At 73.2% G+C, this 26,914-nt stretch carries 26 protein-coding genes; 7 read left to right on the top strand and 19 right to left on the bottom strand.

Annotation, left to right across the window (positions count from 1 at the left end; genetic code table 11):
* From smc to ACWEFJ_RS28985, 4 genes are read right to left on the bottom strand one after another with little or no spacing between them, the layout of a single operon-like run.
* The gene (smc, locus tag ACWEFJ_RS29000; protein WP_449715656.1) at positions 1-3,780 is read right to left on the bottom strand and encodes a chromosome segregation protein SMC; all 3,780 of its coding nucleotides are present in this window, start codon (positions 3,778-3,780) and stop codon (positions 1-3) included.
* 58 nt (positions 3,781-3,838) lie between these two features.
* Positions 3,839-4,492 (bottom strand): anti-sigma factor family protein, encoded by a 654-nt coding sequence (locus ACWEFJ_RS28995; RefSeq protein ID WP_449715655.1) that lies wholly within the window; start codon positions 4,490-4,492, stop codon positions 3,839-3,841.
* Positions 4,489-4,995: a sigma-70 family RNA polymerase sigma factor gene (locus ACWEFJ_RS28990; RefSeq protein WP_378088133.1), complete on the bottom strand. Its 507-nt coding sequence runs from the start codon at positions 4,993-4,995 to the stop codon at positions 4,489-4,491. The genes ACWEFJ_RS28995 and ACWEFJ_RS28990 overlap by 4 nt, the downstream gene beginning before the upstream one ends.
* Positions 4,996-5,028: 33 nt before the next feature.
* A complete protein-coding gene (locus tag ACWEFJ_RS28985; RefSeq protein ID WP_449715654.1) occupies positions 5,029-5,325 on the bottom strand; it encodes an acylphosphatase in 297 nt (98 codons plus the stop codon).
* A 37-nt stretch (positions 5,326-5,362) separates the two neighbouring features.
* Here ACWEFJ_RS28985 and ACWEFJ_RS28980 point away from each other — a divergent pair, with 37 nt between their 5' ends.
* The 3 genes from ACWEFJ_RS28980 to ACWEFJ_RS28970 all read left to right on the top strand — a co-directional run bounded on the left by ACWEFJ_RS28980 (position 5,363) and on the right by ACWEFJ_RS28970 (position 7,238).
* Positions 5,363-6,091 carry a CAP domain-containing protein gene (locus ACWEFJ_RS28980; RefSeq protein ID WP_449715653.1) on the top strand — a complete coding sequence of 243 codons (729 nt, stop codon included), beginning with the start codon at positions 5,363-5,365 and terminating at the stop codon, positions 6,089-6,091.
* A 31-nt stretch (positions 6,092-6,122) separates the two neighbouring features.
* Positions 6,123-6,623: a hypothetical protein gene (locus ACWEFJ_RS28975; RefSeq protein WP_449715652.1), complete on the top strand. Its 501-nt coding sequence runs from the start codon at positions 6,123-6,125 to the stop codon at positions 6,621-6,623.
* A gap of 132 nt (positions 6,624-6,755) precedes the next feature.
* Positions 6,756-7,238 carry a dihydrolipoyllysine-residue succinyltransferase component of 2-oxoglutarate dehydrogenase complex gene (locus ACWEFJ_RS28970; RefSeq protein WP_378088141.1) on the top strand — a complete coding sequence of 161 codons (483 nt, stop codon included), beginning with the start codon at positions 6,756-6,758 and terminating at the stop codon, positions 7,236-7,238.
* Here the strand turns inward: ACWEFJ_RS28970 and ACWEFJ_RS28965 are convergent, their stop codons facing one another.
* Complete coding sequence (locus ACWEFJ_RS28965; RefSeq protein ID WP_449715651.1) at positions 7,239-7,769, bottom strand: GNAT family N-acetyltransferase; 531 nt, start codon at positions 7,767-7,769, stop codon at positions 7,239-7,241.
* 69 nt (positions 7,770-7,838) lie between these two features.
* On the opposite strand from ACWEFJ_RS28965, the gene ACWEFJ_RS28960 reads away from it, so the two are divergent.
* Positions 7,839-8,945 (top strand): NAD(P)/FAD-dependent oxidoreductase, encoded by a 1,107-nt coding sequence (locus ACWEFJ_RS28960; RefSeq protein ID WP_449715650.1) that lies wholly within the window; start codon positions 7,839-7,841, stop codon positions 8,943-8,945.
* Here ACWEFJ_RS28960 and ACWEFJ_RS28955 read toward each other — a convergent pair.
* Positions 8,942-9,619, bottom strand: coding sequence for a response regulator (locus tag ACWEFJ_RS28955; RefSeq protein WP_449715649.1), 678 nt, complete (start codon positions 9,617-9,619; stop codon positions 8,942-8,944). The genes ACWEFJ_RS28960 and ACWEFJ_RS28955 overlap by 4 nt on opposite strands.
* Positions 9,620-9,862: 243 nt before the next feature.
* On the opposite strand from ACWEFJ_RS28955, the gene ACWEFJ_RS28950 reads away from it, so the two are divergent.
* Positions 9,863-10,297 (top strand): MarR family winged helix-turn-helix transcriptional regulator, encoded by a 435-nt coding sequence (locus ACWEFJ_RS28950; protein ID WP_378088149.1) that lies wholly within the window; start codon positions 9,863-9,865, stop codon positions 10,295-10,297.
* 10 nt (positions 10,298-10,307) lie between these two features.
* On the opposite strand, the gene mutM is transcribed toward ACWEFJ_RS28950, so the two are convergent.
* From mutM to ACWEFJ_RS28900, 10 genes are all read right to left on the bottom strand, one after another.
* Complete coding sequence (gene mutM, locus ACWEFJ_RS28945; protein WP_378088151.1) at positions 10,308-11,165, bottom strand: bifunctional DNA-formamidopyrimidine glycosylase/DNA-(apurinic or apyrimidinic site) lyase; 858 nt, start codon at positions 11,163-11,165, stop codon at positions 10,308-10,310.
* Positions 11,166-11,175: 10 nt separating this feature from the next.
* On the bottom strand, positions 11,176-11,400 hold the full coding sequence (locus ACWEFJ_RS28940; protein WP_378088153.1) for a hypothetical protein: 225 nt from the start codon (positions 11,398-11,400) through the stop codon (positions 11,176-11,178).
* 7 nt (positions 11,401-11,407) lie between these two features.
* Positions 11,408-12,232, bottom strand: coding sequence for a ribonuclease III (gene rnc / locus ACWEFJ_RS28935; protein WP_449715648.1), 825 nt, complete (start codon positions 12,230-12,232; stop codon positions 11,408-11,410).
* 29 nt (positions 12,233-12,261) lie between these two features.
* The gene (gene rpmF / locus ACWEFJ_RS28930) at positions 12,262-12,444 is read right to left on the bottom strand and encodes a 50S ribosomal protein L32 (RefSeq protein WP_033431492.1); all 183 of its coding nucleotides are present in this window, start codon (positions 12,442-12,444) and stop codon (positions 12,262-12,264) included.
* 2 nt (positions 12,445-12,446) lie between these two features.
* Positions 12,447-13,034: a YceD family protein gene (locus ACWEFJ_RS28925; RefSeq protein ID WP_378088158.1), complete on the bottom strand. Its 588-nt coding sequence runs from the start codon at positions 13,032-13,034 to the stop codon at positions 12,447-12,449.
* Between the two features lie 114 nt (positions 13,035-13,148).
* Entirely contained in the window at positions 13,149-13,865 is a 717-nt protein-coding gene (locus tag ACWEFJ_RS28920) for a DivIVA domain-containing protein (protein ID WP_378088160.1), read from the bottom strand.
* A 256-nt stretch (positions 13,866-14,121) separates the two neighbouring features.
* Entirely contained in the window at positions 14,122-14,604 is a 483-nt protein-coding gene (gene coaD, locus ACWEFJ_RS28915; protein ID WP_378088161.1) for a pantetheine-phosphate adenylyltransferase, read from the bottom strand.
* A gap of 54 nt (positions 14,605-14,658) precedes the next feature.
* A complete protein-coding gene (rsmD, locus tag ACWEFJ_RS28910) occupies positions 14,659-15,225 on the bottom strand; it encodes a 16S rRNA (guanine(966)-N(2))-methyltransferase RsmD (RefSeq protein WP_378088163.1) in 567 nt (188 codons plus the stop codon).
* Positions 15,226-15,229: 4 nt separating this feature from the next.
* The gene (locus ACWEFJ_RS28905; RefSeq protein ID WP_449715647.1) at positions 15,230-16,318 is read right to left on the bottom strand and encodes an MBL fold metallo-hydrolase; all 1,089 of its coding nucleotides are present in this window, start codon (positions 16,316-16,318) and stop codon (positions 15,230-15,232) included.
* A gap of 357 nt (positions 16,319-16,675) precedes the next feature.
* A complete protein-coding gene (locus ACWEFJ_RS28900; protein ID WP_449715646.1) occupies positions 16,676-20,053 on the bottom strand; it encodes a pyruvate carboxylase in 3,378 nt (1,125 codons plus the stop codon).
* A 436-nt stretch (positions 20,054-20,489) separates the two neighbouring features.
* Here ACWEFJ_RS28900 and ACWEFJ_RS28895 point away from each other — a divergent pair, with 436 nt between their 5' ends.
* On the top strand, positions 20,490-21,734 hold the full coding sequence (locus ACWEFJ_RS28895) for a coiled-coil domain-containing protein (RefSeq protein WP_378097236.1): 1,245 nt from the start codon (positions 20,490-20,492) through the stop codon (positions 21,732-21,734).
* A 103-nt stretch (positions 21,735-21,837) separates the two neighbouring features.
* Here the strand turns inward: ACWEFJ_RS28895 and ACWEFJ_RS28890 are convergent, their stop codons facing one another.
* The 3 genes from ACWEFJ_RS28890 to ACWEFJ_RS28880 are packed head-to-tail and all read right to left on the bottom strand — an operon-like array spanning position 21,838 to position 26,475.
* Entirely contained in the window at positions 21,838-22,647 is an 810-nt protein-coding gene (locus ACWEFJ_RS28890) for a hypothetical protein (protein ID WP_449715645.1), read from the bottom strand.
* 34 nt (positions 22,648-22,681) lie between these two features.
* A complete protein-coding gene (gene recG / locus ACWEFJ_RS28885) occupies positions 22,682-24,868 on the bottom strand; it encodes an ATP-dependent DNA helicase RecG (RefSeq protein ID WP_378097242.1) in 2,187 nt (728 codons plus the stop codon).
* Positions 24,869-24,882: 14 nt separating this feature from the next.
* Positions 24,883-26,475, bottom strand: a complete 1,593-nt coding sequence (locus ACWEFJ_RS28880) for a DAK2 domain-containing protein (RefSeq protein ID WP_378097245.1) — start codon at positions 26,473-26,475, stop codon at positions 24,883-24,885.
* Positions 26,476-26,621: 146 nt separating this feature from the next.
* On the opposite strand from ACWEFJ_RS28880, the gene rpmB reads away from it, so the two are divergent.
* On the top strand, positions 26,622-26,813 hold the full coding sequence (rpmB, locus tag ACWEFJ_RS28875; RefSeq protein ID WP_073891577.1) for a 50S ribosomal protein L28: 192 nt from the start codon (positions 26,622-26,624) through the stop codon (positions 26,811-26,813).
* Positions 26,814-26,914: the final 101 nt, after the last annotated feature.

The raw sequence follows: 26,914 nt of genomic DNA, 5'->3' as shown, positions 1-26,914 counted from the left end.
CTAGGCGGACGGTCCGGCTTCCGGCTCCGAGCCGGGTTCCGGGGTCGATCCGGGCGCGCCGGCCTTCGCGTCGCCTCCGGTCGCGGCAGCTCCGGCGGCCTCCGGCGCGACGCTGTCGGGTTCGGCGGCGGCGACGTCGGGTTGGGCGTCCGGGACCGCGGCGGCTCCCGGAGCCGCGGCGACGGCGGCCCGGCCCCGTTTCGGCTTCTCCTCGCCGCGCAGGCGCTGCGAGATCACCTGGCTGATGCCGTCGCCGCGCATCGACACGCCGTACAGCGCGTCCGCGATCTCCATCGTCGGCTTCTGGTGCGTGATGATCAGCAGCTGCGACCGCTCCCGCAACTGCTCGAACAGGCCGATCAGCCGGTGCAGGTTGGTGTCGTCCAACGCGGCCTCGACCTCGTCCATCACGTAGAACGGCGAGGGCCGGGCGCGGAAGATCGCGACCAGCATCGCCACCGCCGCCAGCGACTTCTCGCCGCCCGACAGCAGCGACAGGCGCTTGACCTTCTTGCCCGGCGGCCGGGCCTCCAGCTCGATGCCCGTGGTCAGCATGTCGTCCGGCTCGGTCAGCACCAGCCGACCCTCGCCGCCGGGGAACAGCACCTTGAACACGACCTCGAACTCGCGGGCGACGTCCTCGTAGGCCGACGTGAAGACCTCCAGGATCTTGTCGTCGACCTCCTTCACCACGGTCAGCAGGTCGCGCCGGGTCGCCTTGATGTCCTCCAGCTGGTTGGACAGGAACTTGTACCGCTCCTCCAGCGCCGCGAACTCCTCCAGCGCCAGCGGGTTGACCTTGCCCAGCAGCGACAGGTCCCGCTCGGCCCGCTTGGCGCGCCGCGCCTGCGTGTCCCGGTCGTACGGCATCGGCTGCGGCGCGGTCACCGCCTCGCCGCGCTCCTTGGCCGCCTCGTACTCGGCGAGTTCTTGGGGCGACGGCGGGATGAACACGTCCGGCCCGTACTCGGCGACCAGGTCCTCCAGGCCGATGCCGAACTCCTCGGCGACCTTGGTCTCCAGCTGCTCGATGCGCATCCGCTGCTCGGCCCGCAGCACCTCGTCGCGGTGCACGGCGTCGGTCAGCTTCTCCAGCTCCACCGACATCTCGCGCACCAGGCTGCGCACCTGCGCCAGGTACATCTCGCGCTGCGCCTTGCGCTCCTGCGCGGCGTCGCGCTCGCGCGCCGCCCGGGCCAGCGAGTCGGCGATCCGCGACAGCGCCAGCTCGCCGCCGCGCACGACGGCCTTGGCCACGACCGCGCCCCGCGCCCGGGCCGCGTGGGCGCGCTGGGCGCGTTCGCGGGCCTCGCGCTCGGCGCGTGCCGCCCGGCGCAGCCCTTCCGCCTTGCCCTGCAACGCGCGGGCGCGCTCCTCGGCGGTCCGCAGCGCCAGCCGGGCGTCCACCTCGCCCTGGCGGGCGGCGGCCAGCTCGGCGGCCATCTCGTCGCGGTGCGCGGTGTCCGGCTCGTCGTCCAGCGGCTGCTCCTGCGCCACGAGCAGGCGCTCCTCCAGCTCGCCGAGCTTGAGCAGGTTCTCCTCGCGGGCCGCCTCGACCTTCTCCCGCTGCGCCCGCACGCGGTCCACCTCGGCCTCGGCCGACCGCACCGCCGCCGCCAGCCGGTTCAGCCGCTCCGACGACCGGGCGCGCCGCACCTTGGCCTCGTTGAGCTGCTCCTTCACCGCCGCGACCTCGGCCCGGCGCGCCTGCTGCTCGGCCCGCGCGCCCTCCAGCGCCGCCGTCGCCTGCTCCGCCGCGCGCTCGGCCAGCGCCAGCTTCTCCGACGCCTCGTCCACCGCGGCCTGGACCTCGATGACGCTCTGGCTGCGCCCGGACCCGCCGACCGCCCAGTCCGCGCCCAGCACGTCGCCGTCCCGGGTCACCGCCCGCACCGACGGGTGCGCGTCCACCAACGCCCGCGCGGTGGCCAGCGAGTCCACCACGGCGACCCGGTCCAACGCCCGGTGCAGCGCGGGCCGCAGCGGCTCCGGCGCCTGCACCAGCTCGACGGCCCACCGCGCGTCCGGCGGCAGCGACGGCCAACCGGACCGGTCCGCGGTCGCCGGCGCGCCGCCCACCAGCACCCCGGCCCGACCGGTGTCCTGTTCCTTGAGCAGCTCCAACGCCGCCACCGCGGCGGAGCCGGACGCCACCGCGACCGCGTCCGCGATCGGGCCCAGCGCGGCGGCCAGCGCGACCTCCGCGCCCGGCTCCACGGTCAGCAGCGCCGCGACCGACCCCAGCAGGCCGGGCAGCCGGGACGCCAACAGCGCGCCCGCGCCGTCCTTGCGGGTCAGGCCCAGCGACAGCGCGTCCACCCGGGCCTTCCACGACGCGATGTCGCGCTCGGCCGCCCGCTCCGCCTTGACCAGCTCCTCGACCCGGCGGCGCGCGGCGTCGTCCGCCTCGACGGCCAGCCGGTGCCGCTCCTGGAGCCCGACGTCGTCCTCGTCCTCGGTCCCGGTCGCCTCGCGGGCCTCGGCCAGCTCCTGCTGCGCGACCTCGGACCGCTCGACCGCCTCGGCCAGCGCGGTCGACATCCGCTCGATCTCCTCGGCGGTCGCGCTCGTCTTCGACCGCAGGGCCTCCACCTGCCCGGACAGCCGGGCCAGGCCCTCGCGCCGGTCGGCGATCGCCCGCACCGCGGCCAGGTGCGCCTTCTCCGCCGCGGACACCATCCGCTCCAGCTCGGCCCGCGTCTCCACGGCCTCCGCCAGCCCGACCCGGGCCTCCGTCACGCCGTCCTGCAGCTCCTGCTCCAGGATCGCGGTCTGCTCGGCCTCGGCCTCCAGCTCGTCCGGGTCGCGCCCGCCGCGCGGCGCCTCCACCGCCGCCGACAGGTGCCGCTCCCGCTCGACGGCCAGCCGCACCGTGCCGCGCAGCCGCTCCTCCAACGCCGACAGCCGGTACCAGGTGTCCTGGGCCTGCTGGAGCTTCGGCGCGTCCGCCGCGACCTGGTCCTCCAGCTCGTTCTGCTGCGACTGGGCCTGCTGGAGCGACCTCTCCACCTCGGCGCGGCGGGCGCGGGCCGCGGCCTCGTCCTGCTCCTCCCGCGCCAGCGCCTCGCGCTGCGTCACCAGGTCGTCGGCCAGCAGGCGCATCCGGGCGTCCCGCAGCTCCGACTGCACGACCTGGGCGCGGCGGGCGATCTCGGCCTGCTTGCCCAGCGGCTTGAGCTGGCGGCGCAGCTCGGCGGTGAGGTCGGTCAGGCGGGTCAGGTTCGCCTGCATCGCCTCCAGCTTCCGCAGCGCCTTCTCCTTGCGCTTGCGGTGCTTGAGGACGCCCGCGGCCTCCTCGACGAACGCCCGCCGCTCCTCGGGCTTGGACTCCAGGATCGCGGCGAGCTGGCCCTGGCCGACGATCACGTGCATCTCGCGGCCGATGCCGGAGTCGCTGAGCAGCTCCTGGATGTCCATCAGGCGGCACGAGTTGCCGTTGATCTCGTACTCGGTCGCGCCCTCGCGGAACATCCGGCGGGTGATCGACACCTCGACGTAGTCGATCGGCAGCGCGCCGTCGGAGTTGTCGATGGTCAGCGTCACCTCGGCGCGGCCGAGCGGCGCGCGGCCGGACGTGCCGGCGAAGATGACGTCCTCCATCTTGCCGCCGCGCAGATCCTTCGCGCCCTGGGTGCCCATCACCCAGCGCAGCGCGTCGAGCACGTTCGACTTGCCGGACCCGTTCGGACCGACGACGCACGTGATGCCCGGCTCGAAGCGCAGCGTGGTAGCCGAGGCGAAGGACTTGAAGCCCTTCAGCGTCAGGCTCTTGAGGTGCACGCCGGGCAGAGTACCCGTGCGGGCCGCGAGCCAGTCGTCGGCACGCTGACCAGCGCGATCACGGCCGCACCGAGACCAGCACCGTCATGTCGACCACCACGTCGAGCCGTTCGATCTCCCCCACCGGGAACGAGGTGGAGCCGGGGATGCGCTCGTCCGGCGCGTGGTCGGTGCCCCACCAGCCGCCGATCTCGGTCCGCCCGGACCTGTCGTGGACGATCAGCTTGCACCTCATGCCCTTCGGCATGTTCTCGATGGTCATCCACAGCTCGGTGCCCCACGACTTGCCGACCAGGTCCGCGGTGGCCACCACGCCGGAGGTGGCGTCGGCGGCGTGCCAGGTGACGGCGGCCGGGCCGTCGTCCCGGGTCAGCCGCGGCACCAGCACCACGCCCAGCGCGACGAGCACGGCCAGCACGGCCGCGCCGACCGGCACCGGCCACCGCCGCCGGCGCTCGGCCCGCGGCGCGGGCGGCGGGTCGGGGGGCGGCGGCAGCGGCCGCAGGTCCGGGTCGGGGGCGGGGTCGTCGAACGGCAGCTCCAGGTCCTCCAGCCGCACCTGGCCGAGCAGGCCGGGCAGCGGGGCCAGCCGCACCATCTCCCGGCGGCACACGGCGCACCCGGGCAGGTGCCGCTCGAACGACGAGCGCTCCGCCGGGTCGAGCGCGCCGAGCAGGTACGCGCCGAGCGCCACGGTCCGATCACAGCTCACGACTCGGTCACCCCCCGCTCCTCCAACGCGTCGCGCAACGCCCGCAGGGCGTAGAAGCAACGCGACTTCACCGTGCCCTGCGGGATGCCGAGCACCGCCGCCGCCTCGGCCACCGACCGCCGCCGGTAGTACAGCTCGACCACCACGTTGCGGTGGTCGGCGCTCAGGGCGCGCAGCGCCTCCGCGACCTGCCAGCTCTGCAGGACGTGCTCCACCTCGTCCGCGACCGGCGGCAGGTCCCCCGGTTCGATCGGCACCTCGGAGTTGCGGCCGCCGCGCTTGCGGAAGCCGGAGATGACCAGGTTCCTGGCCACCGTGTAGAGCCACGGCCCGGCGTCGGCCGGGGTCAGCTCGTCGACGTGCCGCCAGGCCCGCAGCAGCGTCTCCTGGACCACGTCCTCGGCGTGCTGGTGGTCACCGCCGACCAGCCGCAGGACGTAGCCGTGCAGCGGGCCGCGCCAACGGCCGTACAGCTGCCTGACGACATCTTCGCCACGGTCCACATCGAAGTACTACGCCATCGGCACGCCCGCCGTTCAACGCTCCACGAAACCCGTGAGGCCCCCGCGGGCCTCCGACCAGCGCTCCACGACCGATTCCACCCGACCGGGGGTACCACCGGAACGCAGCGCCACCAGCAGCTCCCGGCAGGCGGATTCCGGCCCTTCCGCGTTCACCTCGACCCGACCGTCCCGGAGGTTGGACGCCGAACCGACGAGTCCCAGCTCAAGCGCCCTCGCCCGGGTCCACCACCGGAAGCCGACGCCCTGCACGCGACCCCGCACCCAGGCGGTCAGGCGCACCGTCCGCTCTACTCCAGCCACCACAACCATCCTGTCATTTCACCCGATAGTGGTACGGTGCGCGACCGTGACAGCACGGCGCGGCAACCGATCCGTGATCGGCGGACTCGTCGGCCTGCTCCTCGGCGCGGCCGGTGCGACCGGCGTCGCCTTCGCGAACCCGGACCAGCTCGCCCCGTTCGTCGGGCCCAGCGCAGCACAGGGCCGCGGTTCGGACAACCTCGGCGTCGGCGGGGTCGGCGGGGTGGGCGAGCCCGCGCAGCGCCCCGAGCCGGACGTCCTGCCGACCACCGCCGTGCCGACCTCGTCCGCGGCGACGACCACCGAGACCACGACCACCACCACCGAGACCACCACGACGACGGAGACGACGACCACGGCGTCCGAGCCGCCCGTCGAGACCACGACGACCACCGAGCCCGCCGACGTGTCGCAGGCCCAGCAGGTCGTCGCCCTGGTCAACGAGGCCCGCGACCTCGCCGGCTGCAAGCCGCTGCGGGTGGACGAACGGGTCGTCGCGGCCGCGCAGGCCCACAGCACCGACATGGCCGAGCGCGACTACTTCTCGCACACCACCCCCGACGGCGTCGACTTCGCCCGGCGGATGCGCGAGGCCGGCTACCCGAGCCCCGGCGGGGAGAACATCGCCAAGGGCCAGCGCTCCGCCGAGCAGGTCATGCGGGCCTGGATGAACTCCGACGGGCACCGCCGCAACATCCTGAACTGCGGGTTCACCACGATCGGCGTGGGCCTGGACACCCGCGGCTGGTACTGGACCCAGAACTTCGGCTGGTAGAGACGCCGTCCGACACCCCTTGGGAGAACCGTTGTACGAGACCCCGGAGCCCGAGCGCCGCCGCCTGCGCGTGTCGCCCCACGTGCTGCTGGCCGCGTCCGGTGTCGCCGTGTCGACGATCTTCGCCACCATCGCGTCCCTGGCGGGCGCGAGCCCGGACGCGGCGGCCGGCGACCGGTTGCCGCGCGAGGACGTCGTGTCGCGCAGCACGCTGACCACGCTCCCGCGCACGTCGTCGTCCTCCGCCCCGGTCAGCCTGACCACGACCGCGGAGTCGACCACCACGACGACGGACACCACCACGACCACCACCACGTCGCGGCGCACGCGCGTGACCACGGTGACGCGGCCGGACGGCACCACCACCACGACGACGGTCGAGGACACGGGTCCCCCGCCGGTCGTCACCACGACCACGCAGCCGCCGCAGAACACCGTCACCACGACGACGACCACGCCGCCCAAGCCGACGACGACCACCACCACCCCGGCCACCACCACGCCTGAGACCACCGAGCAGTCGGGCACCTAACGAGGTCGTCCGCCGGTGGTCACGGTCATCCACCCCATCGAGGGACGACCGATCGAACGATGAGGCCACCGGCAAGATCCGCCGATAACTCGAGCACTGACCATCCGTCCGGATTCCCCACAGGGAGATGGCGTGTTCGAGGAAGATCGACAAGCGTCGCCGAAGCCGAAGAAGAAGCTCTCCTCGGTGGTGCTGCTGGCCGCGGGCGGCGCGATCGTCGCCACCGTGATCGCCACCCTCGCGTCGGTGCTCACTGGCAAGGGGACGATCGCGACGCCGCCCGAGGAGCCCCTGGCGGAGGTGCAGACGTCGACCGGGGCCCCGGTGCGGGCCGTGCCGGGCGCGAGCACGGCCACGGTCGTGGTGACGGTGTCGAAGCCCGTGACCACGCAGCCGGGCAAGCCGGCGGTCGCCAAGCCGGAGGAGCCGCTGCGGCAGGCCCCGGAGCCGAGCACGGCGGGGGTGTCGTCCGGGCCGAGGCCGACCGCGCAGCCGCCGACGACCGAGCAGCCGACGACCGCCGACCCGACCACGTCCACGCAACCGCCGTCGTCGTCCTCCCCCGCGTCCGCCACGACCACCACCACCGCGACGACGACGGAGGACACGCACTAGCTACCAGACGTCGCCGTCACGCCAGTCGCAGGTGAGGTCGCCCGTCACGTCGAGCGGCACGACCGGCAGGACGAAGATCCCGTCGTCCTCCTCCTCGGTGCGCTCGACCCCGGCGGGCGTCAGCGCGAACGTCCTCCCCCGCCACCGCTGCCACCCCCGCGCCTCGTAGAACGCCATCGCTTCCTCGGACGCGCTCAGCGCCCCGAGGGGGTACGCGCCGCGCACGACATCCTCCAGCGCCCCCATCACGGCCGCGCCGACGCCCCGGCGACGTCGGTCGGCCCGCACCGCCACGCCCTCCACGTAACCGGCCCGCAGCGCGCGCCCGTCGTGCACCAGCCGCCGCTGCACGACCGCGCCGTGGCCGATCAGCTCGTCACCGTCCCAGGCGAACGCGTGCACGCCGCCCAGGGAGTGCTCCCAGTCCTCGTCGCTGAAATCCCCGTCGAACGCCTCGTCCAGCAGCGCGCGGGCGGCCGCGAGCGTGGCCGCGGGCACCTGCCAGGTGTGCAGCACGGAAAAAGATGACACAGGTCACACCCTATGCCGTCACATTCCCGGCCCCCGTCCCGCTCCATGGTCGACCGAAAGGACGGGGACATGGCAGAGCACATCGTGGTCATCGGGGCGGGGTACTCGGGTCTGGCCGCGGCCAGGCTGGCGGCGAAGTGGACCGACGCCCGGGTCACCCTGGTCAACGCGCGGGACCGGTTCGTGGAGCGGGTCCGGCTGCACCAGTTCGCGGCCGGGCAGCGGCTGCGCGACGCCCCGCTCGCCGACCTGCTGAAGGGCAGCGGCGTCGAGCTGGTGGTGGACCGGGTCACCGACCTGGACCTGGACGCCCGGAAGGTGCAGCTCACCGGCGGCGTGCTGGGCTACGACCGGCTGATCTACGCGCTGGGCAGCCACGCGAACCCGGCCGCCGTGCCGGGCGCGGCCGAGCACGCCCACCCGCTGTCGACCCAGGAGGACGCGGAGGAGCTGGTCGAGGCGCTGAAGACGGCCCGCACCGTGGCCGTGACGGGCGGCGGGCTGACCGGCATCGAGGCCGCCGCCGAGCTGGCCGAGTCGCGGCCGGACCTCGACGTGCTGCTGGTCACCGGCGGGGAGTTCGGCGAGGCGTTGTCGGACAAGGGCCGGCGGCACGTGCGCCGGGTGTTCGACCGGCTGGGCGTCCGGGTGCGCGACCACGTGACCGTGGCCGAGGTCCGGGCCGACGGCCTGGTGTCGGACCGGGGTGAGCTGATCGCCGCCGACACCGTCGTCTGGACGGCCGGTTTCGGCGTGCCCGACCTGGCGGCACGGGCCGGGTTGGCGGTGGACGGGCGCGGCCGCGTCCTGGTGGACCAGACGTTGACCTCGGTCTCGCACCCGGAGGTGCAGGCGATCGGCGACGCCGCCGCGATCAAGCGGGCGGACGGGCTGGAGCTGCGCATGGCGTGCGCGACCGGCCTGCCCACCACGCAGCAGGCCGTGCGGGCGCTGGCCCGGCGGCTCACCGGCCGGGAGCCCGCCGACCAGCTCCGGTTCCGCTACGTGCAGCAGTGCGTCAGCCTCGGCCGGCGGGACGGGCTGATCCAGTTCGTCGACGCCGACGACCGCCCGAAGGAGTTCGTCCTCACCGGCCGGACGGCCGCGCGCTACAAGGAACTCATCGTGCGGGTCGCGTTCCTGTTCCAGCGCCACCCCACGATGCCCGCGGGCTAGGGCTCGAACCGGTACCCCATCCCCGGCTCCGTCACCAGGTGCCGGGGACGGGACGGTTCGGGCTCCAGCTTGCGCCGCAGCTGGGCCAGGTAGACGCGCAGGTAGTGGGTCTCCTTCGCGTACGCCGGGCCCCACACCTCCTGCAGGAGCTGCTTCTGCCCCACCAGCCGGCCCCGGTTGCGGGCCAGGACCTCCAGCAGGCCCCACTCGGTGGGCGTCAGGTGCACCTCGACGCCGTCGCGGCGCACCTTCTTCGCCGCCAGGTCCACGGTGAACGACGCGGTCTCCACGACCGCGTCCTCGCCCTCCACCACCGCCGACCGCCGCACCGCCGCCCGCAGCCGGGCCAGCAGCTCGTCCATCCCGAACGGCTTGGTCACGTAGTCGTCCGCGCCCGCGTCCAGCGCCTGCACCTTGTCGGCCGAGTCGACCCGCGCGGACAGCACGATGATCGGCACGGTCGTCCAGCCGCGCAGGCCCGCGATCACCTCGGCGCCGTCCACGTCGGGCAGGCCCAGGTCGAGCACCACCACGTCCGGCTTGCCCTCGGCCGCCGCCCTGAGCGCGGCGGCGCCGTCGTGCGCGGTCAGGACCGAGTAGCCGCGCGCCGACAGGTTGATCCGCAACGCCCGCACGATCTGCGGCTCGTCATCGACCACCAACACCTTCGTCACGCCCGGACACTACGCCGGGATCGCGCGCCCGCTACCGTCGGCGAGCGCCCTGACGGCGTCTTGACGGACGTCCCACCTCCCTTAATGCCGTTTTGACGGTTCCGTCTCCGCATCGGTGCGGAGAGCGTTGAGTACATCCGGGTGCGAATGAAACCGTTCTCTGGACAGCCATACTGCGATAGTGCGAATGTCCTGTCCGAATTCGGACACTTGCTCACTCACGGTGAGCCGCGAGGAGGTCTGATGACCACCAGTGTGACTAATCAGGACGCGTTACAACTCGTGGTCGCCGTGCACCGGCTGATCCGGAGCCTGCGCCAGTCCGCGTCCGTCCGGCGGCTGCAACCCACGCAGTTGCTCGTGCTGGCGGAACTCGCGTCGCAGGGGCCGATGCGGATCGGCGAGATCGCGGTGCGTGCGCTGTGCTCGCAGCCCACGGCGACCACGGTGGTGACGGGCCTGGAGTCGGGCGGCCTGGTGCGCCGCGAATCCGACCCCGCCGACGGGCGGGCCACGATCGTCGAGCTGACCGGCCTGGGTCGCGACACGATCCTGTCCCTCGCGCACGGCGAGGCGGAACTGCTGTCCGAGCGGCTCTCCCGGCTGGAGCCGGAGGAACGCGACGCGCTGAGAACGGTGACGCCCCTGCTGCGCAGGCTCGCCGACCCGCCGCGGTGAACCGGCCGCGTCAACCCCTGGGACGCGGTTGGCAGCGCGGGCACGAGTAGGACGAGCGGTTCATGAACGGCTCGCGCCTGATCGGCGTCCCGCACCGCCGGCACGGCTCGTTCTCCCGCCCGTAGACGGCCAGGGACCGGTCGAAGTAGCCCGACTGGCCGTTCACGTTGACGTAGAGCGCGTCGAACGAGGTGCCGCCCTCGCCCAGCGCCTCGTACATCACCTGCGTCGCGTGCGCCAGCAGCTCGGCGGTCTTGGCCCTGGTCAACCGGTCCGCCGGGCGCAACCCGTGCAGCCGCGCCCGCCACAGCGCCTCGTCGGCGTAGATGTTGCCCACCCCGGAGACCAGCGTCTGGTCCAGCAGGGCGCGCTTCACCTCGGTCCGCCGCCTCCGCAGCGCCGCGACGGCGGCGTCCGGGTCGAACGCCGGGTCCATCGGGTCGCGCGCGATGTGCGCGACCGGCAGCGGCAGCCGGGCGCCGTCGACCTCGACCAGCTCGGCCAGGGCCAGCCCGCCGAACGTGCGCTGGTCCACGAACCGCAGCTCGGGACCGCCGTCGTCGAACCGGACGCGCACCCTCAGGTGCTTCTCGTCGGGCGCGCCGACCGGCTGCACCAGCATCTGGCCGCTCATGCCGAGGTGCGCGAGCACGGCGTCACCACCCGACAGGTCCACCCACAGGTACTTGCCGCGCCGACGCGCGGCTTCCAGGCGTTGACCGGTCAGGCGCACGGCGAAATCCGCCGCACCGGGCAGGTGGCGGCGGATCGCCCGTGGGTGGAGGACCTCGACCGCGGCGACGGTCCTCCCCGCGACGTGCTCGTGCAGACCTCGGCGGACGACTTCGACCTCGGGCAGCTCGGGCACGGGCGGGTGATCAGTCCTCGGCGTCGCGCGCGGCGGCCTCGGCCTGCTCCAGCTCTTCCAGCATCTCGTAGGCGGCTGCCTGAGGCTTGGTCGGCTTGAGCATCCAGCCGCCCGCCTGGGCGGTGTCGCGCACGAGGACCAGGCCCTGGATGCCGCCGTTGCGGCCGGCGTTCAGCGGGCGGGACGGACGCGCGTGGCGCGCGCGCCGGTTCGTCCGGACGTTCGTGGCATACATTTCGGCGTCAGTCTTCCTGAGTAGGTGAAGCCTGAGGTGAAGCCTGGGGTGGTGCCTCGGTCGCCGAGCCGGGCGCGTGGCCGTTGTCGGAGGCGCCGGTCTCCTGATCGGCGCGGACCCGCTCGTGCAGCACGCGGTAGGCGGCCTCGGCCGCCTTCTGCTCGGCTTCCTTCTTCGTCCGCCCGTCGCCGGTCCCGTGGGCCTGGCCACCGACGAGCACCGTGGCGGTGAACTCCTTGCGGTGGTCCGGGCCCTGGTCGTCCACCCGGTACTCGGGGACGCCCAGGCCGGCTGAGGCGGTCAGCTCCTGGAGACTCGTCTTCCAGTCCAGTCCAGCACCTCGCAGTGGCGCCTCGGCCAACAACGGGTCGAACAGGTGGTGAACGAGTTGACGCGCGGTGTCGATGCCGAACTGCAGGTAGACCGCGCCGATGACGGCTTCGAGGCCGTCCGCGAGGATGCTCGCCTTGTCCCTGCCCCCGGTCAGCTCCTCGCCGCGACCGAGCAGCAGGTGGCCGCCCAGCCCGTCGTCGCCGAGCCCCCGGGCCACACCCGCCAGCGCGTGCATGTTGACCACGCTCGCGCGCAGCTTGGCGAGCTGCCCCTCGGGCAGCTCGGGGTGCGTGCGGTACAGGTGGTCGGTCACGACGAGGCCGAGCACCGCGTCGCCGAGGAACTCCAACCGCTCGTTCGGCGGCAGCCCGCCGTTCTCGTACGCGTACGAGCGGTGGGTGAGCGCGAGCGTCAGCAGCTCGGCGTCCAAGGGGACGCCGAGCGCTTCGAGCAACGGGGCGCGGTCGGCGGACCGACCGCGCGACGACCTACCCCCCACGATTCGCCGCTACCTTCGCCAGAGGGTGATCAGGCCGGCTGGACGACCTGGCGGCCGTCGTACTGGCCGCAGGCCGGGCAGGCGACGTGCTGCGGCTTCGGCTGGCGGCACGCCCGGTTCTGGCAGGCCACCAGGTGCACGGCAGCGGTCTTCCACTGAGCGCGGCGCGAGCGCGTGTTCGAGCGCGACATCTTCCGCTTCGGGACGGCCACGACTAGTTCTCCTCTGGATTGTCACGATTCCCGCCGAACCGCTCCTGCAGAGCGGCCCACCGGGGGTCAATCGTCTCATGCCCGTGGTCGGGGCCGAGCTCAGCCAGCTTGCCGCCGCAGTCGACGCACAGCCCGAGGCAGTCCGGCGAGCACAGCGGCACCTGCGGCAGCGACAGCACGATGGCGTCGCGCACCACGGGTTCGAGGTCGAGCAGGTCGTCGTGCAGACGACTGACCTCGTCCTCTTCGGTCGTCTCGTCGGTGGTGCTGTCCGGGTACGCGTACAGCTCCGTCAGCTCCACCTCGACCTCCGCCGACAGCGGCTCCAGGCAGCGCGAGCACTCCCCTTCGACCACCGTCGCGGCGGTGCCCGTCACGAGCACGCCCTCGACCACCGACTCCAGCAGGAGGTCGAGTTCGACGACGCCCCCCGCCGGCACCGCGATCACGCCCGCGAGGCCGAGGCCCTCCGCGGGCACCGTCCTGCGCAACCCGCGGCTGGAGCCCGCACGACGCCCGAGGTCCCTGGTGTCGATGACCCAGGGCCCGGTCGCTGTGGGACGCGCGGAGGCGTGACGGTGCTCAGACATGATGTTCGGTGTGCCGTCGGGGACTTACCACGACCAGCCGGTCAAGGGTACGGGACAACGGGCGTGGACGTGAAATCGGCTGGTCGGGGCGTCGTCCGGTCGGGTCCACGGCGCTCACTCGTGGTAGTCGAAGGGCGCGGCGGCGCTCGCGACGGCCGGGCCGCGCAGGTGCGAGCGGCCCTTCCCGACGCTGCGCAGCGTGTGCGCCAGCAGGTCCTCGAAGTCGGCCAGCTTGCCGTCCACGTACGCGTCGCACTCGCTGCGCAGCCGGATCGCCTCCGTCTGCGCGGCCTCCAGCACGCGCGCGGCCTCGGCGTGCGCGGCCTGCACGACCTCGGTGCCGTCGACCAGGCGCGCCTGCTCCGCCCGGCCCTCCTCGATCGCGCGCTCGTAGTTCGCCCGGCCGGCCTGCACCATGCGGTCGGCCTCGGCGTGCGCCCGGCCCACCAGGTCCTCGTACTCCTGCCTGCCCGCGGAGACGGTGCGCTGCGCCTGGTCCTCGGCCTCGGCGACCATCCGCTCGGCCCGCGCGCGGGCCTCGGACAGCATCCGCTCGGCCTCGTGCTGCGCCTCGGCGACCATCCGCTCGGCGTCGGAGCGGGCCTTGCTCAGGGTCTGGTCCGCGTCGTGCTGCGCCTTGCCGACCAGCTCGTCGCGGTGGTCGAGCACGTCCTGGGCGTCGTCCAGCTCCGCGGGGATGGCGTCGCGCACGTCGTCGAGGAGTTCGAGCACGTCGCCGCGCGGCACGACGCACCCGGAGGTCATCGGCACGCCACGCGCTTCCTCGACGATCGTGACCAGCTCGTCGAGGGCCTCGAACACCCGGTACACGTCACACTCCTCGCGCCCACAGCAGTACCCGTCCTAGTGTGCCCTGCCGATCTCGCCGCCGCCGGGAGATCGGCAGGGCGTGTCCGACTACCGGGTGATGTTCACCGGGGCGCGGCTCGGGTAGGGGCCGGTCGGGCGGAACGACCACCGGATCCCGGAGCGACCACGATCCGTGAGGTGATTCCGCTCACGCCCGTGAGCGGTAACCACACCGGGCGACACACCGGCGGGGCAGGGATCGACCGGTCGTGACCGGTCAGCGGCCTTCGGCGAGCCGGGCGCTGAGCCGGTCGCGGATGCTGGGCGGCAGCAGGCTGGTCACGTCGCCGCCGTAGGTGGCCACGTCCTTGACCAGCGAGCTGGCCAGGTAGCTGTAGATCGGGTTCGTCGGCATGAACAGCGTCTCGACCCCGGTGAGCTGGTGGTTCATCTGCGCCATCTGCAGCTCGTAGTCGTAGTCGCTGACCGCGCGCAGGCCCTTGACGATGGCCTTGATGTCGTTCTCGCGGCAGTAGTCGACCAGCAGGCCGTGCCAGGCGTCGACGCGGACGTTCGGCCACTGCGCGGTGACCTCGCGCAGCATCTCCGTCCGCTCCTCGACCGAGAACAGGGTCTTCTTGTTCTTGTTGATGAGCACGGCGACGACGACCTCGTCGAAGAGCTTCGCCGCTCTGCCGATGATGTCCAGGTGTCCGTTGGTGGCCGGGTCGTAGGAGCCGGGGCACACGGCACGCGTCATGGTTTCGGACGGTAGCACCCGATCGGACGCATCCACTCAGGTGCGTGGTCCGCATCACCCGGTGGTGCCAACGTGTTCCGCCCAATACAGCGCGGTGTCGCCATACTTCTTGCTGCGCAACGATTCCACGGCGCTTGGCCACACCGGTTCCGGGCTGCGCGCGCCCCGCTCCACGATGATCAGCGACCCCGGCTTCGTCCAACCGCTCGTGACCAGCGCCGCGAGGAGCCGGTTGAGCTGTTCGTCGGTCACCGCGTAGGGCGGATCGGCGAAGACCACGTCGCACGGCGCGTCCGCCGCCGTGCCCGCCACGGCCTCCGCGGTGCGGTTGAGGACCGTCGCGCCGGGCAGCGCGACCACCTTGGCGTTGTTCTTCAAGACTTCGGCAGCCCGCTTGTCCGACTCCACGAACGTGGCCCGGCCCGCGCCCCGCGACAACGCCTCGAACCCCAACGCCCCCGACCCCGCGTAGAGGTCGAGCACGACCGCGCCGTCGAGGTCCACGAGCGCTTCGAGCGAGCTGAACAACGCCTCGCGGACGCGGTCGGAGGTGGGGCGGGTAACGCGGGGCGGCACCTGCAGCCGACGGCCGCCGGCGACCCCCGCGACGATCCTGGTCACCGCGTCATCGTCCCACCGCGAGCGCCCGCCACCACCCGTCGACCGGCGGCGGCGCGGCCACGTCGACCCGCTCGCCCGGCCGCGGCACCGCCAGCGGCACCTCGTGCGCCTCCGCCTCCCGCCACACCCGCTCGACCGGCTCGGACCAGTCGTGGAAGGCCAGGTTGAAGGTCGCCCAGTGCACCGGGATCAGCAGGCCGCCCCGCACGTCCCGGTGCGCGGCCACCCCGTCCTCCGGCGTCATGTGGATGTCGGGCCACCCGGGCCCGTACGCGCCGATCTGGATCAGGGAGGCGTCGAACGGCCCGTGCTCCTCGCCGATCGCCTTGTACCCGTCGAAGTACCCCGTGTCGCCGCTGTAGTAGACGCGGTGCCGGGGCCCCTTCAGGACCCAGGAGGCCCACAACGTGTTGTCCCGCTGGAACCCGCGCCCGGAGAAGTGCTGCGCCGCCGTGGCCACCAGTGTGACCCCCGCCACCTCGTGCGACTCGTCCCAGTCCAACTCCACGATCCGCCGCTCGGGCACGTGCCACCGCCGCAGGTGCGCCCCGATGCCGAGCGGCACCACGAACACCGCGTCGGTGTCCCGCTCCAGCGCCCGCACCGTCGCCAGGTCGAGGTGGTCGTAGTGGTCGTGCGAGACCACCACCGCATCCACCCGCCCGACCTCGTGCAACGCGTGCGGGACCGGGTGCAACCGCCGCGGACCGACCACTTGCGACGGTGAACAGCGATCGCTCCACACGGGGTCGATCAACACCCGCGCCCCGTCGATCTCGACCAACGCCGACGCGTGCCCGTACCAGGTCACGTGCAACCCGTCCGACTCCCCGCCGACCGGCCGCACCAACGGCACCTCCCCCACCGGCCGCCGCTGCTGCCCACCGAAGAACATCTCCCGCAACGTCCCCGCCGCCCCATCAGGCATGGTCCGCGTGGGCGAGGAGTTGTGGAACCGCCCCTCCCGCCACCTCGGCGACCTCCGCACCCGCTCCCCACCGGGCCTGCCACCCAACGCCACGGGCACATCACGCGCCGCCCAGGCAACAACCCCAACCGTGAGAGCGAACAACGCCGCGGAGACCTTCTTCATGCCACCCCAACGCCACCCCTACCAACCAGGTTCCCCCGAACAACCAACAACCACTGTGGCCCCCACCACCACAGAACCAACCACCTACAAGCCCCCCACTCCCCACCCACAACGAACCCACTCCCCACCACAACGGACCCGCAGCCACCCCACCGAGGCTCGATTTGACATGGGTTCGGGTGCCATAGGCTGGACGAAGCCGGGCAGGCGTGGCGGACGCTTTTCCCGCCATGCCTGCCCGGCTTTGGCCTGCCTCCGGTGCCCGTAAGGGCCCCATGTCAAATCGAGCCGGCCGCAACCACCGGCCTCCCACGAACCGGCCGCGACCACCGGCCTACCCACCAGCCGGCAGCCACCTCACCCGATCACGATCAACAGGTCCCCACCCTCGACCTGCTGCACCCCACGCACCGCGAGCCGCGTCACCCGCCCGGACCGCGGAGCCGTGATCGACGCCTCCATCTTCATCGCCTCGATCGTCGCGATCGTCTGACCGGCCTCGACCACGTCGTCCTCCGCCACGTTCGGCGTGACGACCCCGGCGAACGGCGCGGCCACGTGCCCCGGGTTGCCCCGGTCCGCCTTCTCCGCCGCCGGCACCTCGGCCGCGATCGACCGGTCGCGCACCTGGATGGGCCGCAACTGCCCGTTCAACGTGGCCATCACCGTGCGGATGCCGCGCTCGTCCGCCTCGCCGATCGCCTCCAGCCCGATCAGCAGCCGCACGCCCGGCTCCAGGTCGACCTGGTACTCCTCGCCCGGCTTGAGCCCGTAGAAGAAGTCCTTGCTCCCGAGCACGCTGGTGTCGCCGTACGCCTCCCGGTGCGCGAGGAACTCCTTCGTCGGCGCGGGGAACAGCAGCCGGTTCAGCGTGTTCCGGCGGTCGGTCTCCAGGCCCTTGACGTCCTCGTCGGTCAGCTCCGCGATCCCCTTGGGCGCGGGCCGGCCCTGGAGCGCCTTGCTCCGGAACGGCTCCGGCCAGCCGCCGGGCGGGTCGCCCAGCTCGCCGTGCAGGAACCCGATCACCGACGCCGGGATGTCGTAGCGCCCGGGGTCCGCCTCGAAGTCGGCGGGCGACACCCCCGCGCCGACCAGGTGCAACGCCAGGTCGCCCACCACCTTGGACGACGGCGTGACCTTGACCAGCCGGCCGAGCATCCGGTCGGCCGCCGCGTACATGGCCTCGATCTCCTCGAACTTCTGCCCGAGGCCGAGCGCGACCGCCTGCGTCCGCAGGTTGGACAGCTGACCGCCGGGGATCTCGTGCGAGTAGACCCGCCCCGTCGGGCCGGGGATGCCCGACTCGAACGGCGCGTAGACCTTGCGCACCGACTCCCAGTACGGCTCCAGGTCGCACACCGCCCGCAGGTCGAGCCCCGTGGCCCGGTCGGTGTAGTCGGTGGCCGCCACGATCGCCGACAGCGGCGGCTGCGAGGTGGTGCCCGCCATCGACGCCACCGCGCCGTCCACCGCGTCCACACCGGACTGGATGGCCGCCAGGTACGTCGCGAGCTGCCCGCCGGCCGTGTCGTGGGTGTGCAGGTGGACCGGCAGGTCGAACTCCTTGCGCAACGCCGTCACCAGGCGCGCCGCCGCCGGCGGCCGCAGCAGGCCGGCCATGTCCTTGATCGCGAGCACGTGCGCGCCCGCGCCGACGATCTGCTCGGCCAGCTTGAGGTAGTAGTCGAGGGTGTAGATCCGCTCGTCCGGGTTCGACAGGTCGGCGGTGTAGCACAGGCACACCTCGGCGACCGCCGTGCCGGTCTCCCGCACCGCCTCGATGGCCGGGCGCATCTGCTCGACGTCGTTCAGCGCGTCGAAGATCCGGAAGATGTCGATGCCGGTCTTCGTCGCCTCCTCGACGAACGCGCTGGTCACGGCCTCGGGGTAGGGCGTGTACCCGACCGTGTTCCGACCGCGCAGCAGCATCTGGAGGGTGATGTTCGGCACCGCCTCGCGCAGCGCCGCGAGCCGTTCCCACGGGTCCTCGGCCAGGAACCGCAGCGCCACGTCGTAGGTCGCGCCGCCCCACGCCTCCAGCGACAGCATCTGGGGCGTCATCCGCGCCACGTGCGGCGCGACGGCGAGCAGGTCCTTGGTCCGCACGCGCGTCGCCAGCAGCGACTGGTGCGCGTCGCGGAACGTGGTGTCGGTGACCGCCAGCGCCTTGCTGTCCCGCAGCCAGCGGGCGAAGCCCTCCGGGCCCAGCTCGTCCAGCCGCTGCTTCGACCCGGCGGGCGGCTCCGCGGCCAGGTCCACCGCCGGCAGCTTCACCTTCGGGTCCACAACGGACGGGCGCGGGCCGTTCGGCTTGTTGACCGTGACATCGGCCAGGTAGGTGAGCATGCGCGTGCCGCGGTCGGCGGAGTGCCGCGCGGTCAGCAGGTGCGGGCGCTTCTCGATGAACGACGTGGTGACGCGGCCCTCGTAGAAGTCCGGGTCGTCGAGCACCGCCTGGATGAACGGGATGTTCGTGGACACGCCGCGGATGCGGAACTCGGCCACCGCGCGCCGCGCGCGGGCCACCGCGGCGGCGAACGTCCGGCCCCGGCACGTCAGCTTGACCAGCATCGAGTCGAAGTGCGCCCCGATGACCGTGCCCGCGCCGGTCGTGCCGCCGTCCAGCCGGATGCCGGAGCCGCCCGGCGAGCGGTAGGCGCTGATCATGCCGGTGTCCGGGCGGAACCCGTTGGCCGGGTCCTCGGTGGTGATCCGGCACTGCAGGGCCGCGCCGCGCAGCTGCACGGTGTCCTGGCTCAGGCCCAGGTCCTCCAGCGTCTCGCCGCTCGCGATGCGCATCTGCGACTGCACCAGGTCCACGTCGGTGACCTCTTCGGTGACCGTGTGCTCGACCTGGATGCGGGGGTTCATCTCGATGAAGACGTAGTTGCCGCGCGGGTCGAGCAGGAACTCGACGGTGCCCGCGTTGCGGTAGCCGATGTGCCGGGCGAACCGGACGGCGTCGGCGCAGATCCGCTCGCGCAGCTCCGGGGCGAGGTTCGGCGCGGGCGCGATCTCGATGACCTTCTGGTGGCGGCGCTGCACCGAGCAGTCGCGCTCGAACAGGTGCATCACGTTGCCCTCGCCGTCGGCGAGGATCTGCACCTCGATGTGCCGCGGCTCGACCACGGCCTGCTCCAGGAACACGGTCGGGTCGCCGAACGCGGACTCCGCCTCGCGCGACGCCGCTTCCAGGGACTCCCGCAGCGCGGCCGGGTCCTCGACCCGGCGCATGCCCCGACCGCCGCCGCCCGCGACCGCCTTGACGAACACCGGGAACTCGATGCCCTCGGCCGCCCGGACCAGGGCGTCGATGTCGCTCGACGGCTCGCTGGACTTGAGCACCGGGAGACCGGCCTCGCGGGCGGCGGCGATCGCGCGGGCCTTGTTGCCCGTCAGCTCCAGCACGTCCGCGGGCGGGCCGACGAACGTGATGCCCGCGTCGGCGCACGCCTTGGCCAGCTCCGGGTTCTCCGACAGGAAGCCGTAGCCGGGGTAGACCGCGTCCGCGCCCGCCTTGCGGGCCGCTTTGATGATCTCCTCGACGGACAGGTAGGCCCGGACCGGGTGGCCGGGCTCGCCGATCTCGTACGACTCGTCGGCCTTCAGCCGGTGCAGGGAGTTGCGGTCCTCGTGGGGGAAGACGGCAACCGTGCCCGCGCCCAGTTCGTAGGCAGCGCGAAAGGCCCGGATCGCGATCTCGCCGCGGTTGGCGACAAGAACCTTGCGGAACATGCGGCGTTCCCTCCCGGTTACTCGGCGAGCCCCGCCCGAGCGCGGGCGGGACTCGATGAATCAAGGCACGCTACCGTGCGGTTCCCGCCCTTCGGGAGTTCCATCTCACGTGACGGACGTCATCGTGATCGTTCCCTCATCCGGTCAAGACGGGTGTGACCTGGGTGCACGCCCCGGGATTCTCCCTTGCGCGGTGCTCCCGCGCAGCCCCCACGCGAGCGGCGGAGTGGCGTTCGACGGATCCGCCGCACCCGCCGGCCCGCACGGTGGATCACCGACCGGTCACGGTGCGTTCGCCGCATCGGGTGACTGCGGCCGGCGACTTCTCGGTAGGGTTGGTCCCATGGCCGGGGCTGAAGGGACTGGGCAGCCTGCTGCCCGCACCCATTTCGACGTCGTTCTGCGCGGGTACAACCAGCGCCAGGTGAACGAGCGGGTGACGAGACTCGAGTTCGACCTCAAGAACTCGAACCGCGCCCGGGAGGCGGCGTCGGCCCAGGTGGCGGAGCTGAACAAGCTCCTCGGCTCGACCCGGGCGGAGCTCGACAAGGTCAAGTCGCAGCTGAGCAAGCTCGCCGCCAGCCCGGCCAGCGCGTCCAACGTCACCGAGCGCGTGCGCGTGATGATGACGTTGGCCGAGGAGGAGATCGCCGACATCCGCAAGGACGCGCTCGACAAGGCCGCCGCCACCCGCGCCGAGGCCGAGCGCGCGGCGGCGGAGGGCAAGGCGGCGCACCAGCGCGCGATGGGCGAGCTGGAGGAGCGCCGGCGCCAGCTCGAGGCGGCCCACCAGCAGCGGACCAAGGAGCTGGAGCGGCAGCACGACGAGCGCCGGGCCGAGCTGGAGCGGCAGCACGAGGAACGCCGCACCGAGCTGGAGCGCTCCATCGAGGAGCTGCGGGCGAAGCTCGGCGCCGAGCACGAGGCGCTGATGGCCGAGGCCCGCGCCGAGCGCGAGAAGCTCACCGCCGACTTCGAGGCGAAGACCGCGGAGCTGGAGGCCAAGCGGGTCGAGCTGGAGCAGAAGTACAAGGGCTACCACGACGACCTCGACAAGGAGTACGACGAGCTGCGCACCAAGCTCCGCAAGGAGCACGAGGTGCACGTGGTCGAGGCCAAGGCGGAGGCCGCGAAGCTGCTCGAAGCCGCCCGCGCCGAGGCCGCCGAGCTGCGCGCGGAGACCGAGAAGCAGGTCGCCGAGCTGGAGTCGGAGGCGCTGGCCAAGGCCGAGCAGACCATCGGCGAGGCGAACGCGGCGGCCGAGCGGACGATCACCGAGGCGGACCGCCGGACCACGGCGGCGGACGAGAAGCTGGCCGAGCTGCACCGCGTGCACCGCGCCCTGAGCGAGCAGTTCGCCGCCGCTCAGCAGGCCGTGTCCGCGGCGGTGGCCACGCTCAAGCCGCTGGACGACGAGGACGCCGCGGCCTCTCCGGACGCGTCGGACGCGCCGTCGTCGGACGCGGCCCCTGCGGGCGCGGCCCCTGCGGACGGGGACGCACCCACCAAGCCGGCAACCGCCAAGCCCACCCCGCCCGCGACCGCCAAGCCGGAGGCAACCGCCAAGCCGGAGGCGGCCAAGCCCTCGACCGGCAAGCCGTCGGCCAAGCCGAAGGACGTGGACCCGTCCGAGCAGCCCACCGCCCAGCTCCCGGTCCCCAAGGGCGGCCGGGCCAGGTAACCCAGGGCCACGCGGCTCACCGGGGCAAGACCCGGGCCACGCGGCTCACCGGGGCAAGACCCGGGCCACGCGGCTCACCGGGGCGAAACCCGGGCGCGCGGGCTCACTGGGGCAGCTGGTCGGCGGGCACCACCTCGGCCTGGTCCGGCACGGCCACCTCGACCGGTTCGCCCCATCCCGAGAACCGGGTCGTGGACTGCTTGACGACCTTGCCGTCCAGCTCGAACCGGTACTCGGCCCGCACCGGCGCGCTCGTGCCGTCCACCCACACCGACGCCGCGATCGTCACCCCGTACTGGGCGAGCTGGGTGTGCTGGAGCTGGATGTCCTGGTCCTCGATGACCTTCGCCATCTTCAACGGGTCCACCACCAGGTCGAACCGGGTCGTCGGCACGCCGTCCACCTGCTCGGACGCCTTGCCGACGATCAACGCCGCGCGGGGCTGCACGTAGTCCAGCTCCGCGCCGACCGTGGCGCTCGGCCCGAACCCGCGCAGCAGCGCGGCCACCTCGCCACCGCTCGCCGCCGGGTAGTAGCCCCACTTCTTGCCCGCGGGCATCGGCGCGCCCTCGACCTGCACGTACGTGCCGTCGCGGACCACCACCAGCGCGATCTTCTTCGGCTGCCCGCCGGTCGAGACGTCCATCGTCATGGCCGCGGTCACCCCGTCGGCGTCCTGCCGCAGCGCGCCGGCCGCGACGTTGCGCACCTCGGTGGCCTGCCCGTCCGAGGCGAACCCCTCGGTCCGGAACGTCGCCGTCGCCAACTCGGCCCGCCGCTGCCCGATGCGCTCGGCGAGCACCGCCAGGTCGCCCTTGGGCAGCGAGGACGTGGTCGGGGCCGGGTCGCCGGCCGGCGCGGCCGTGCAGGCGACCAGCGCCAGCGGAACCAGGGCGAGCAGGAATCGGCGCACGAGTCAGGGTAACCGGACCGCCGCGGCCGCCCCGTCACGCCTTCTCCAGGTACTCCGCCCGCTCGTCGTCCAGCAGGCCCGCCACCAGCCCGGCCAGCCCCGGGTTGGCGGTCAGGTCCGGGTCGGACTCCACGACCTCCTGCGCGACCACGCGCGCCTCGGCGATCACGTCCTCGTCGCGCAGCAGCGACAGCATCTTCAACCCCGACCGCTTGCCCGACTGGGCCGCGCCGAGGATGTCGCCCTCGCGCCGCAGCTCCAGGTCGAGCTGGGCCAGCTCGAAGCCGTCCAGAGTGGACTCCACGGCCCGCAGCCGCTCCATGGTGGACGTGCCGTCCGGCACCTCCGTCACGAGCAGGCACAGCCCCGGCGCGCTGCCCCGGCCGACGCGGCCGCGGAGCTGGTGCAGCTGGCTCACGCCGAACCGGTCCGCGTCCATGATCACCATGACGGTGGCGTTGGGCACGTTCACGCCGACCTCGACCACGGTCGTGGCCACGAGCACCTGCACCTCGTTCGCCGCGAACGCGCGCATCACGGCGTCCTTGTCCTCGGGCGCCATCCGGCCGTGCAGGATGTCGATCCGCAAGCCCCGCAGCGGGCCCTCGGCCAGCTTGTTCGCCACGTCCACCACCGCCACCGGCGGCCTGCGGTCGTCCTTGCCCGAGCCCTCCTTCGGCGGCGCCTCCCCGTCGTCCTCCGCGTCGCCGTCGCCGATGCGCGGGCACACCACGTACACCTGGTGGCCCTTGCCGACCTCCTCGTGGATGCGCTGCCACGCGCGGTCCAGCCAGCCCGGCTTGGACGCCACCGGCACCACGGACGTGCTGATCGGCGAACGCCCCCGGGGCAGCTCGCGCAGCGCGGACACCTCCAGGTCGCCGTACACCGTCATCGCCACCGTGCGCGGGATGGGTGTAGCGGTCATCACCAGCACGTGCGGCGTGGACCCGCCGGCGCGCCCGCTGAGCGCGGCCCGCTGCTCCACGCCGAACCGGTGCTGCTCGTCCACCACGACCAGGCCCAGGTCGGCGAACTCCACCTTGTCCTGGATCAGCGCGTGCGTGCCGACCACGATCCCGGCCTCGCCGGACACGATCTCCAACAACGCCCGCTTCCGCGCCGCCGCGCCCATCGACCCGGTCAGCAGCGTCACCCGCGTCGCGTGCTCCGCGCCGCCCAGCTCGCCGGCCTGCCCGAGGTCGCCCAGCAACTCCCGCAACGACCGCGCGTGCTGCGCGGCCAGCACCTCGGTCGGCGCGAGCATCGCGGCCTGCCGACCGGCGTCCACGACCTGCAACATCGCCCGCAGGGCGACCATCGTCTTGCCCGACCCGACTTCCCCCTGGAGCAGCCGGTTCATCGGGTGCTCGCCGGACAGGTCGCGGGCGATCTGCTCGCCGACCTCGCGCTGCCCCGCGGTCAGCTCGAACGGCAGGCGCGCGTCGAACGCGTCGCGCACCAGGCCCGGCTTCGGCGGGCACGCGGGCGCGGGGCGGGCGGTGGTCGAGCGGCGGCGCTGCGCCAGGGCCAGCTGCACGGCCAGCGCCTCGTCCCACTTCAGCCGCTGCTGCGCCACGGTGATCGCGGCCCAGCCGTCCGGCCGGTGGATGTCCCGCAGCGCCTTCTCCAGCCCGATCAGCCCGCGCTCGGCCCGCAGCGACTCCGGCAGCGGGTCGTCGGTCACCCCGTCCCACACCGCCAGCACCTGCTCGACGCAGTTGGAGACGTTCCACGACTGGATGCCCTGCGCCGCGGGGTAGACCGGGATCAACGCGCCCGCGAAGTCCGCCACCGCGCCGTCCGCGCCGTCGAGCACCTGGTAGTCGGGGTGCGCGAGCTGCAACTTGCCGTTGAACATGCCGACCTTGCCCGCGAACATCGCCTCGCGCCCCGGCAGCAGCTCCCGCTCGACCTTGCGCGAGCCGCGCCCGAAGAACACCAGGTGCAGGTCGCTGGTGCCGTCGGTGATCACGGCCTCCAGCAGCTCCCCGCTGCGCGACTTCATCCGCCGCTGCCGCGCGCTCTTGACCCGCGCCTGCACGGTGACGTGCTCGCCCAGCTCCAGCCCGGCGATCACGGTGAGCTTGCCGCGCTCGTCGTAGCGGCGCGGGTAGTGGCGCAGCAGCTCGCCGACGGTGGTCAGGCCGAGACCGGCCTCCAGCGCGTCGGCGCTCTTCTTGCCGAGCACCGACACCAGCTTCTCGTCGAAGGTCGTCATCCCGGCCTATTCAACTACTCGACACCGACAACCAGCAGCGCGTCGCGCTGCCCGCCCGGGTAGGCGGCCAGCTCGACCTCCGGGTGCGCGACGCGGAGGTGATCCTCCAGCACCCGGTCGAGCCCGTCCGGGGCGGCCCGGCCCAGCAGCACGGTGACCAGCTCGCCGCCGCTGGCAAGCATCCGGTCGACCAGGCGGCACGCGAGGTCGCCGACGTCGGCGGGCTCCGGCGCGATCAGCACGACCTCGCCGTCCACCATGCCGAGCAGGTCGCCGGGGCGGCACCGGCCGACCCAGGTGATGGCCTCCCGGTCGGACACCGCGACCTCGCCCCGCCGGGTGGCCGCGGCGGCCTCGGCCATGGCCACCACGTCGTCGCCGGCGCGGCGGGACGGCGAGTGCACGGCCAGCGCGGCCAGCGCCTGCACCGGGGAGAACGTCGGCACGACCACGACGTCCTGCCCGGCGGCGACGGCCTGCGCGACGGCGTCGTCCAGCGGTTCGCGCCAGGTCGGGTCGCCGGGCAGCACGGTCACGTGCCGGGCTCGGGTGCTCACCACCACGGCCAGCAGGTCGGCCGCCGTCACCTCGTCGCCGGGCTCGAACACCACCGCGCCCTCGGACCGGAACAGCTCGGCCGCGCCCTCGCCCTCGACCAGCACGACGATGGCCCGGTCGCGCACGAACCGGGGCGCCTGGGCGGCGATCTGGTCGGCGAACCGGGCCACCGTGATGCGGTGGGGCCGGCCGGCCCGGATGCCCGCCTCGACGGCCGCGCCGATGTCGTTGCAGTGCACGTGCACGGTCCACAGGTCGGCGCCGTCGCCGACCACGGACACGCAGTCGCCGATGGCCGTCAGCTCGTCCTTGAGCGCGGTCACGTCCGGCGAGCCGTCCAGCAGGTACATGACCTCGTACTCGTACTCGGCCGACCCGGCCTCGCGCGCGGTGGTCAGCGGCTCGCGCGGCACCGTGGCCGCGACCGGCGGCTCCTCGACGGGCCGTCCGGTGATCACCGCCGCCAACGCGTCCAGCAGCACGACGAGCCCGCGCCCGCCCGCGTCCACCACGCCGGCCCGCGCCAGCACGGCCAGGTGCCGCGGCGTGTCCGCCAACGCCTCCGCGCCGGCCTTCGCCGCGACCGTCACCACCTCGTCCAGGTCGTCGGACGCGCAGTCGCGGGCCGCCTCGGCCGCCGCGTGCAGCACGGACAGCACCGTGCCGGGCACGGGCGCGGACACGGCGGCGGTGGCCAGCTCGTCGGCCCGCCACAGCGCCCGCCGCAGCGACGAGCCGGTCGCCGTGGACGCGCCCTGCGCGGCCTCGGCGAGCCCGCGCAGCACCTGCGAGAGGATCACGCCGGAGTTGCCGCGGGCGCCGGCCAGCGCGCCGCGCGCGAGCGCCGCCAACGCCGCACCGACCGTGTCCACGGGTGTCCTGAGCAGGGCGTCCAGGGCGGAGCGCATGGTCTGGAGCAGGTTCGTCCCGGTGTCGCCGTCGGGCACCGGGAACACGTTGATGCGGTCCAGGTCCTCCCGGTTGGCGTCCAGGGACCGAACGCACGCGTCCGCCCACTGGCGCACCGCGACCGCATCGAGAGCCTGCATGCCGGCGAGGGTATTCGACCCGGTTTGGTGGCCGAACGGCCGACCGGCTACCCTGACTGGGTTGCCATGCCCGGCTGAGGCTTGTGCACGCTTGCGCGCCCGCCGGGGCGTGAGTACCGCTGAAGAAACCTTAAGGAGTGGCTGACGTGGCTGCCGTGTGCGACGTCTGTGGCAAGGGGCCGGGCTTCGGCAAGTCGGTCTCGCACTCCCACCGGCGCACCAACCGCCGGTGGAACCCGAACATCCAGACCGTGCGCGCGAAGGTGTCCTCTTCGACGCGGCAGCGGCTGAACGTGTGCACCTCGTGCCTGAAGGCGGGCAAGGTGGTGCGCGGCTGACCACCCGCGCTCCAGCGGCACGACGGGGGATTGTTCGGCGGACATCGGGAGTTGGTAGCGCTGCGCCAGGTAGGACGCCACGTCGTGGAACAGCGGCGCGG

The organism is Actinosynnema sp. NPDC004786 (genome assembly GCF_053601135.1).
The sequence above is the reverse complement of the archived record's forward strand: the minus strand, read 5'-3'. Positions and strand labels throughout refer to the sequence as shown.

What these genes read in the sequence shown, in the direction of transcription:
- ACWEFJ_RS28940 (WP_378088153.1), bottom strand. Translation starts at nt 11,400, where the DNA reads ATGTATGCCACGAACGTCCGGACGAACCGGCGCGCGCGCCACGCGCGT.
- ACWEFJ_RS28925 (WP_378088158.1), bottom strand. Translation starts at nt 13,034, where the DNA reads ATGTCTGAGCACCGTCACGCCTCCGCGCGTCCCACAGCGACCGGGCCC.
- ACWEFJ_RS28950 (WP_378088149.1), top strand. Translation starts at nt 9,863, where the DNA reads ATGACCACCAGTGTGACTAATCAGGACGCGTTACAACTCGTGGTCGCC.
- recG (WP_378097242.1), bottom strand. Translation starts at nt 24,868, where the DNA reads ATGACGACCTTCGACGAGAAGCTGGTGTCGGTGCTCGGCAAGAAGAGC.
- ACWEFJ_RS28985 (WP_449715654.1), bottom strand. Translation starts at nt 5,325, where the DNA reads ATGGTTGTGGTGGCTGGAGTAGAGCGGACGGTGCGCCTGACCGCCTGG.
- ACWEFJ_RS28905 (WP_449715647.1), bottom strand. Translation starts at nt 16,318, where the DNA reads ATGAAGAAGGTCTCCGCGGCGTTGTTCGCTCTCACGGTTGGGGTTGTT.
- coaD (WP_378088161.1), bottom strand. Translation starts at nt 14,604, where the DNA reads ATGACGCGTGCCGTGTGCCCCGGCTCCTACGACCCGGCCACCAACGGA.
- ACWEFJ_RS28900 (WP_449715646.1), bottom strand. Translation starts at nt 20,053, where the DNA reads ATGTTCCGCAAGGTTCTTGTCGCCAACCGCGGCGAGATCGCGATCCGG.
- ACWEFJ_RS28880 (WP_378097245.1), bottom strand. Translation starts at nt 26,475, where the DNA reads ATGCAGGCTCTCGATGCGGTCGCGGTGCGCCAGTGGGCGGACGCGTGC.
- ACWEFJ_RS28960 (WP_449715650.1), top strand. Translation starts at nt 7,839, where the DNA reads ATGGCAGAGCACATCGTGGTCATCGGGGCGGGGTACTCGGGTCTGGCC.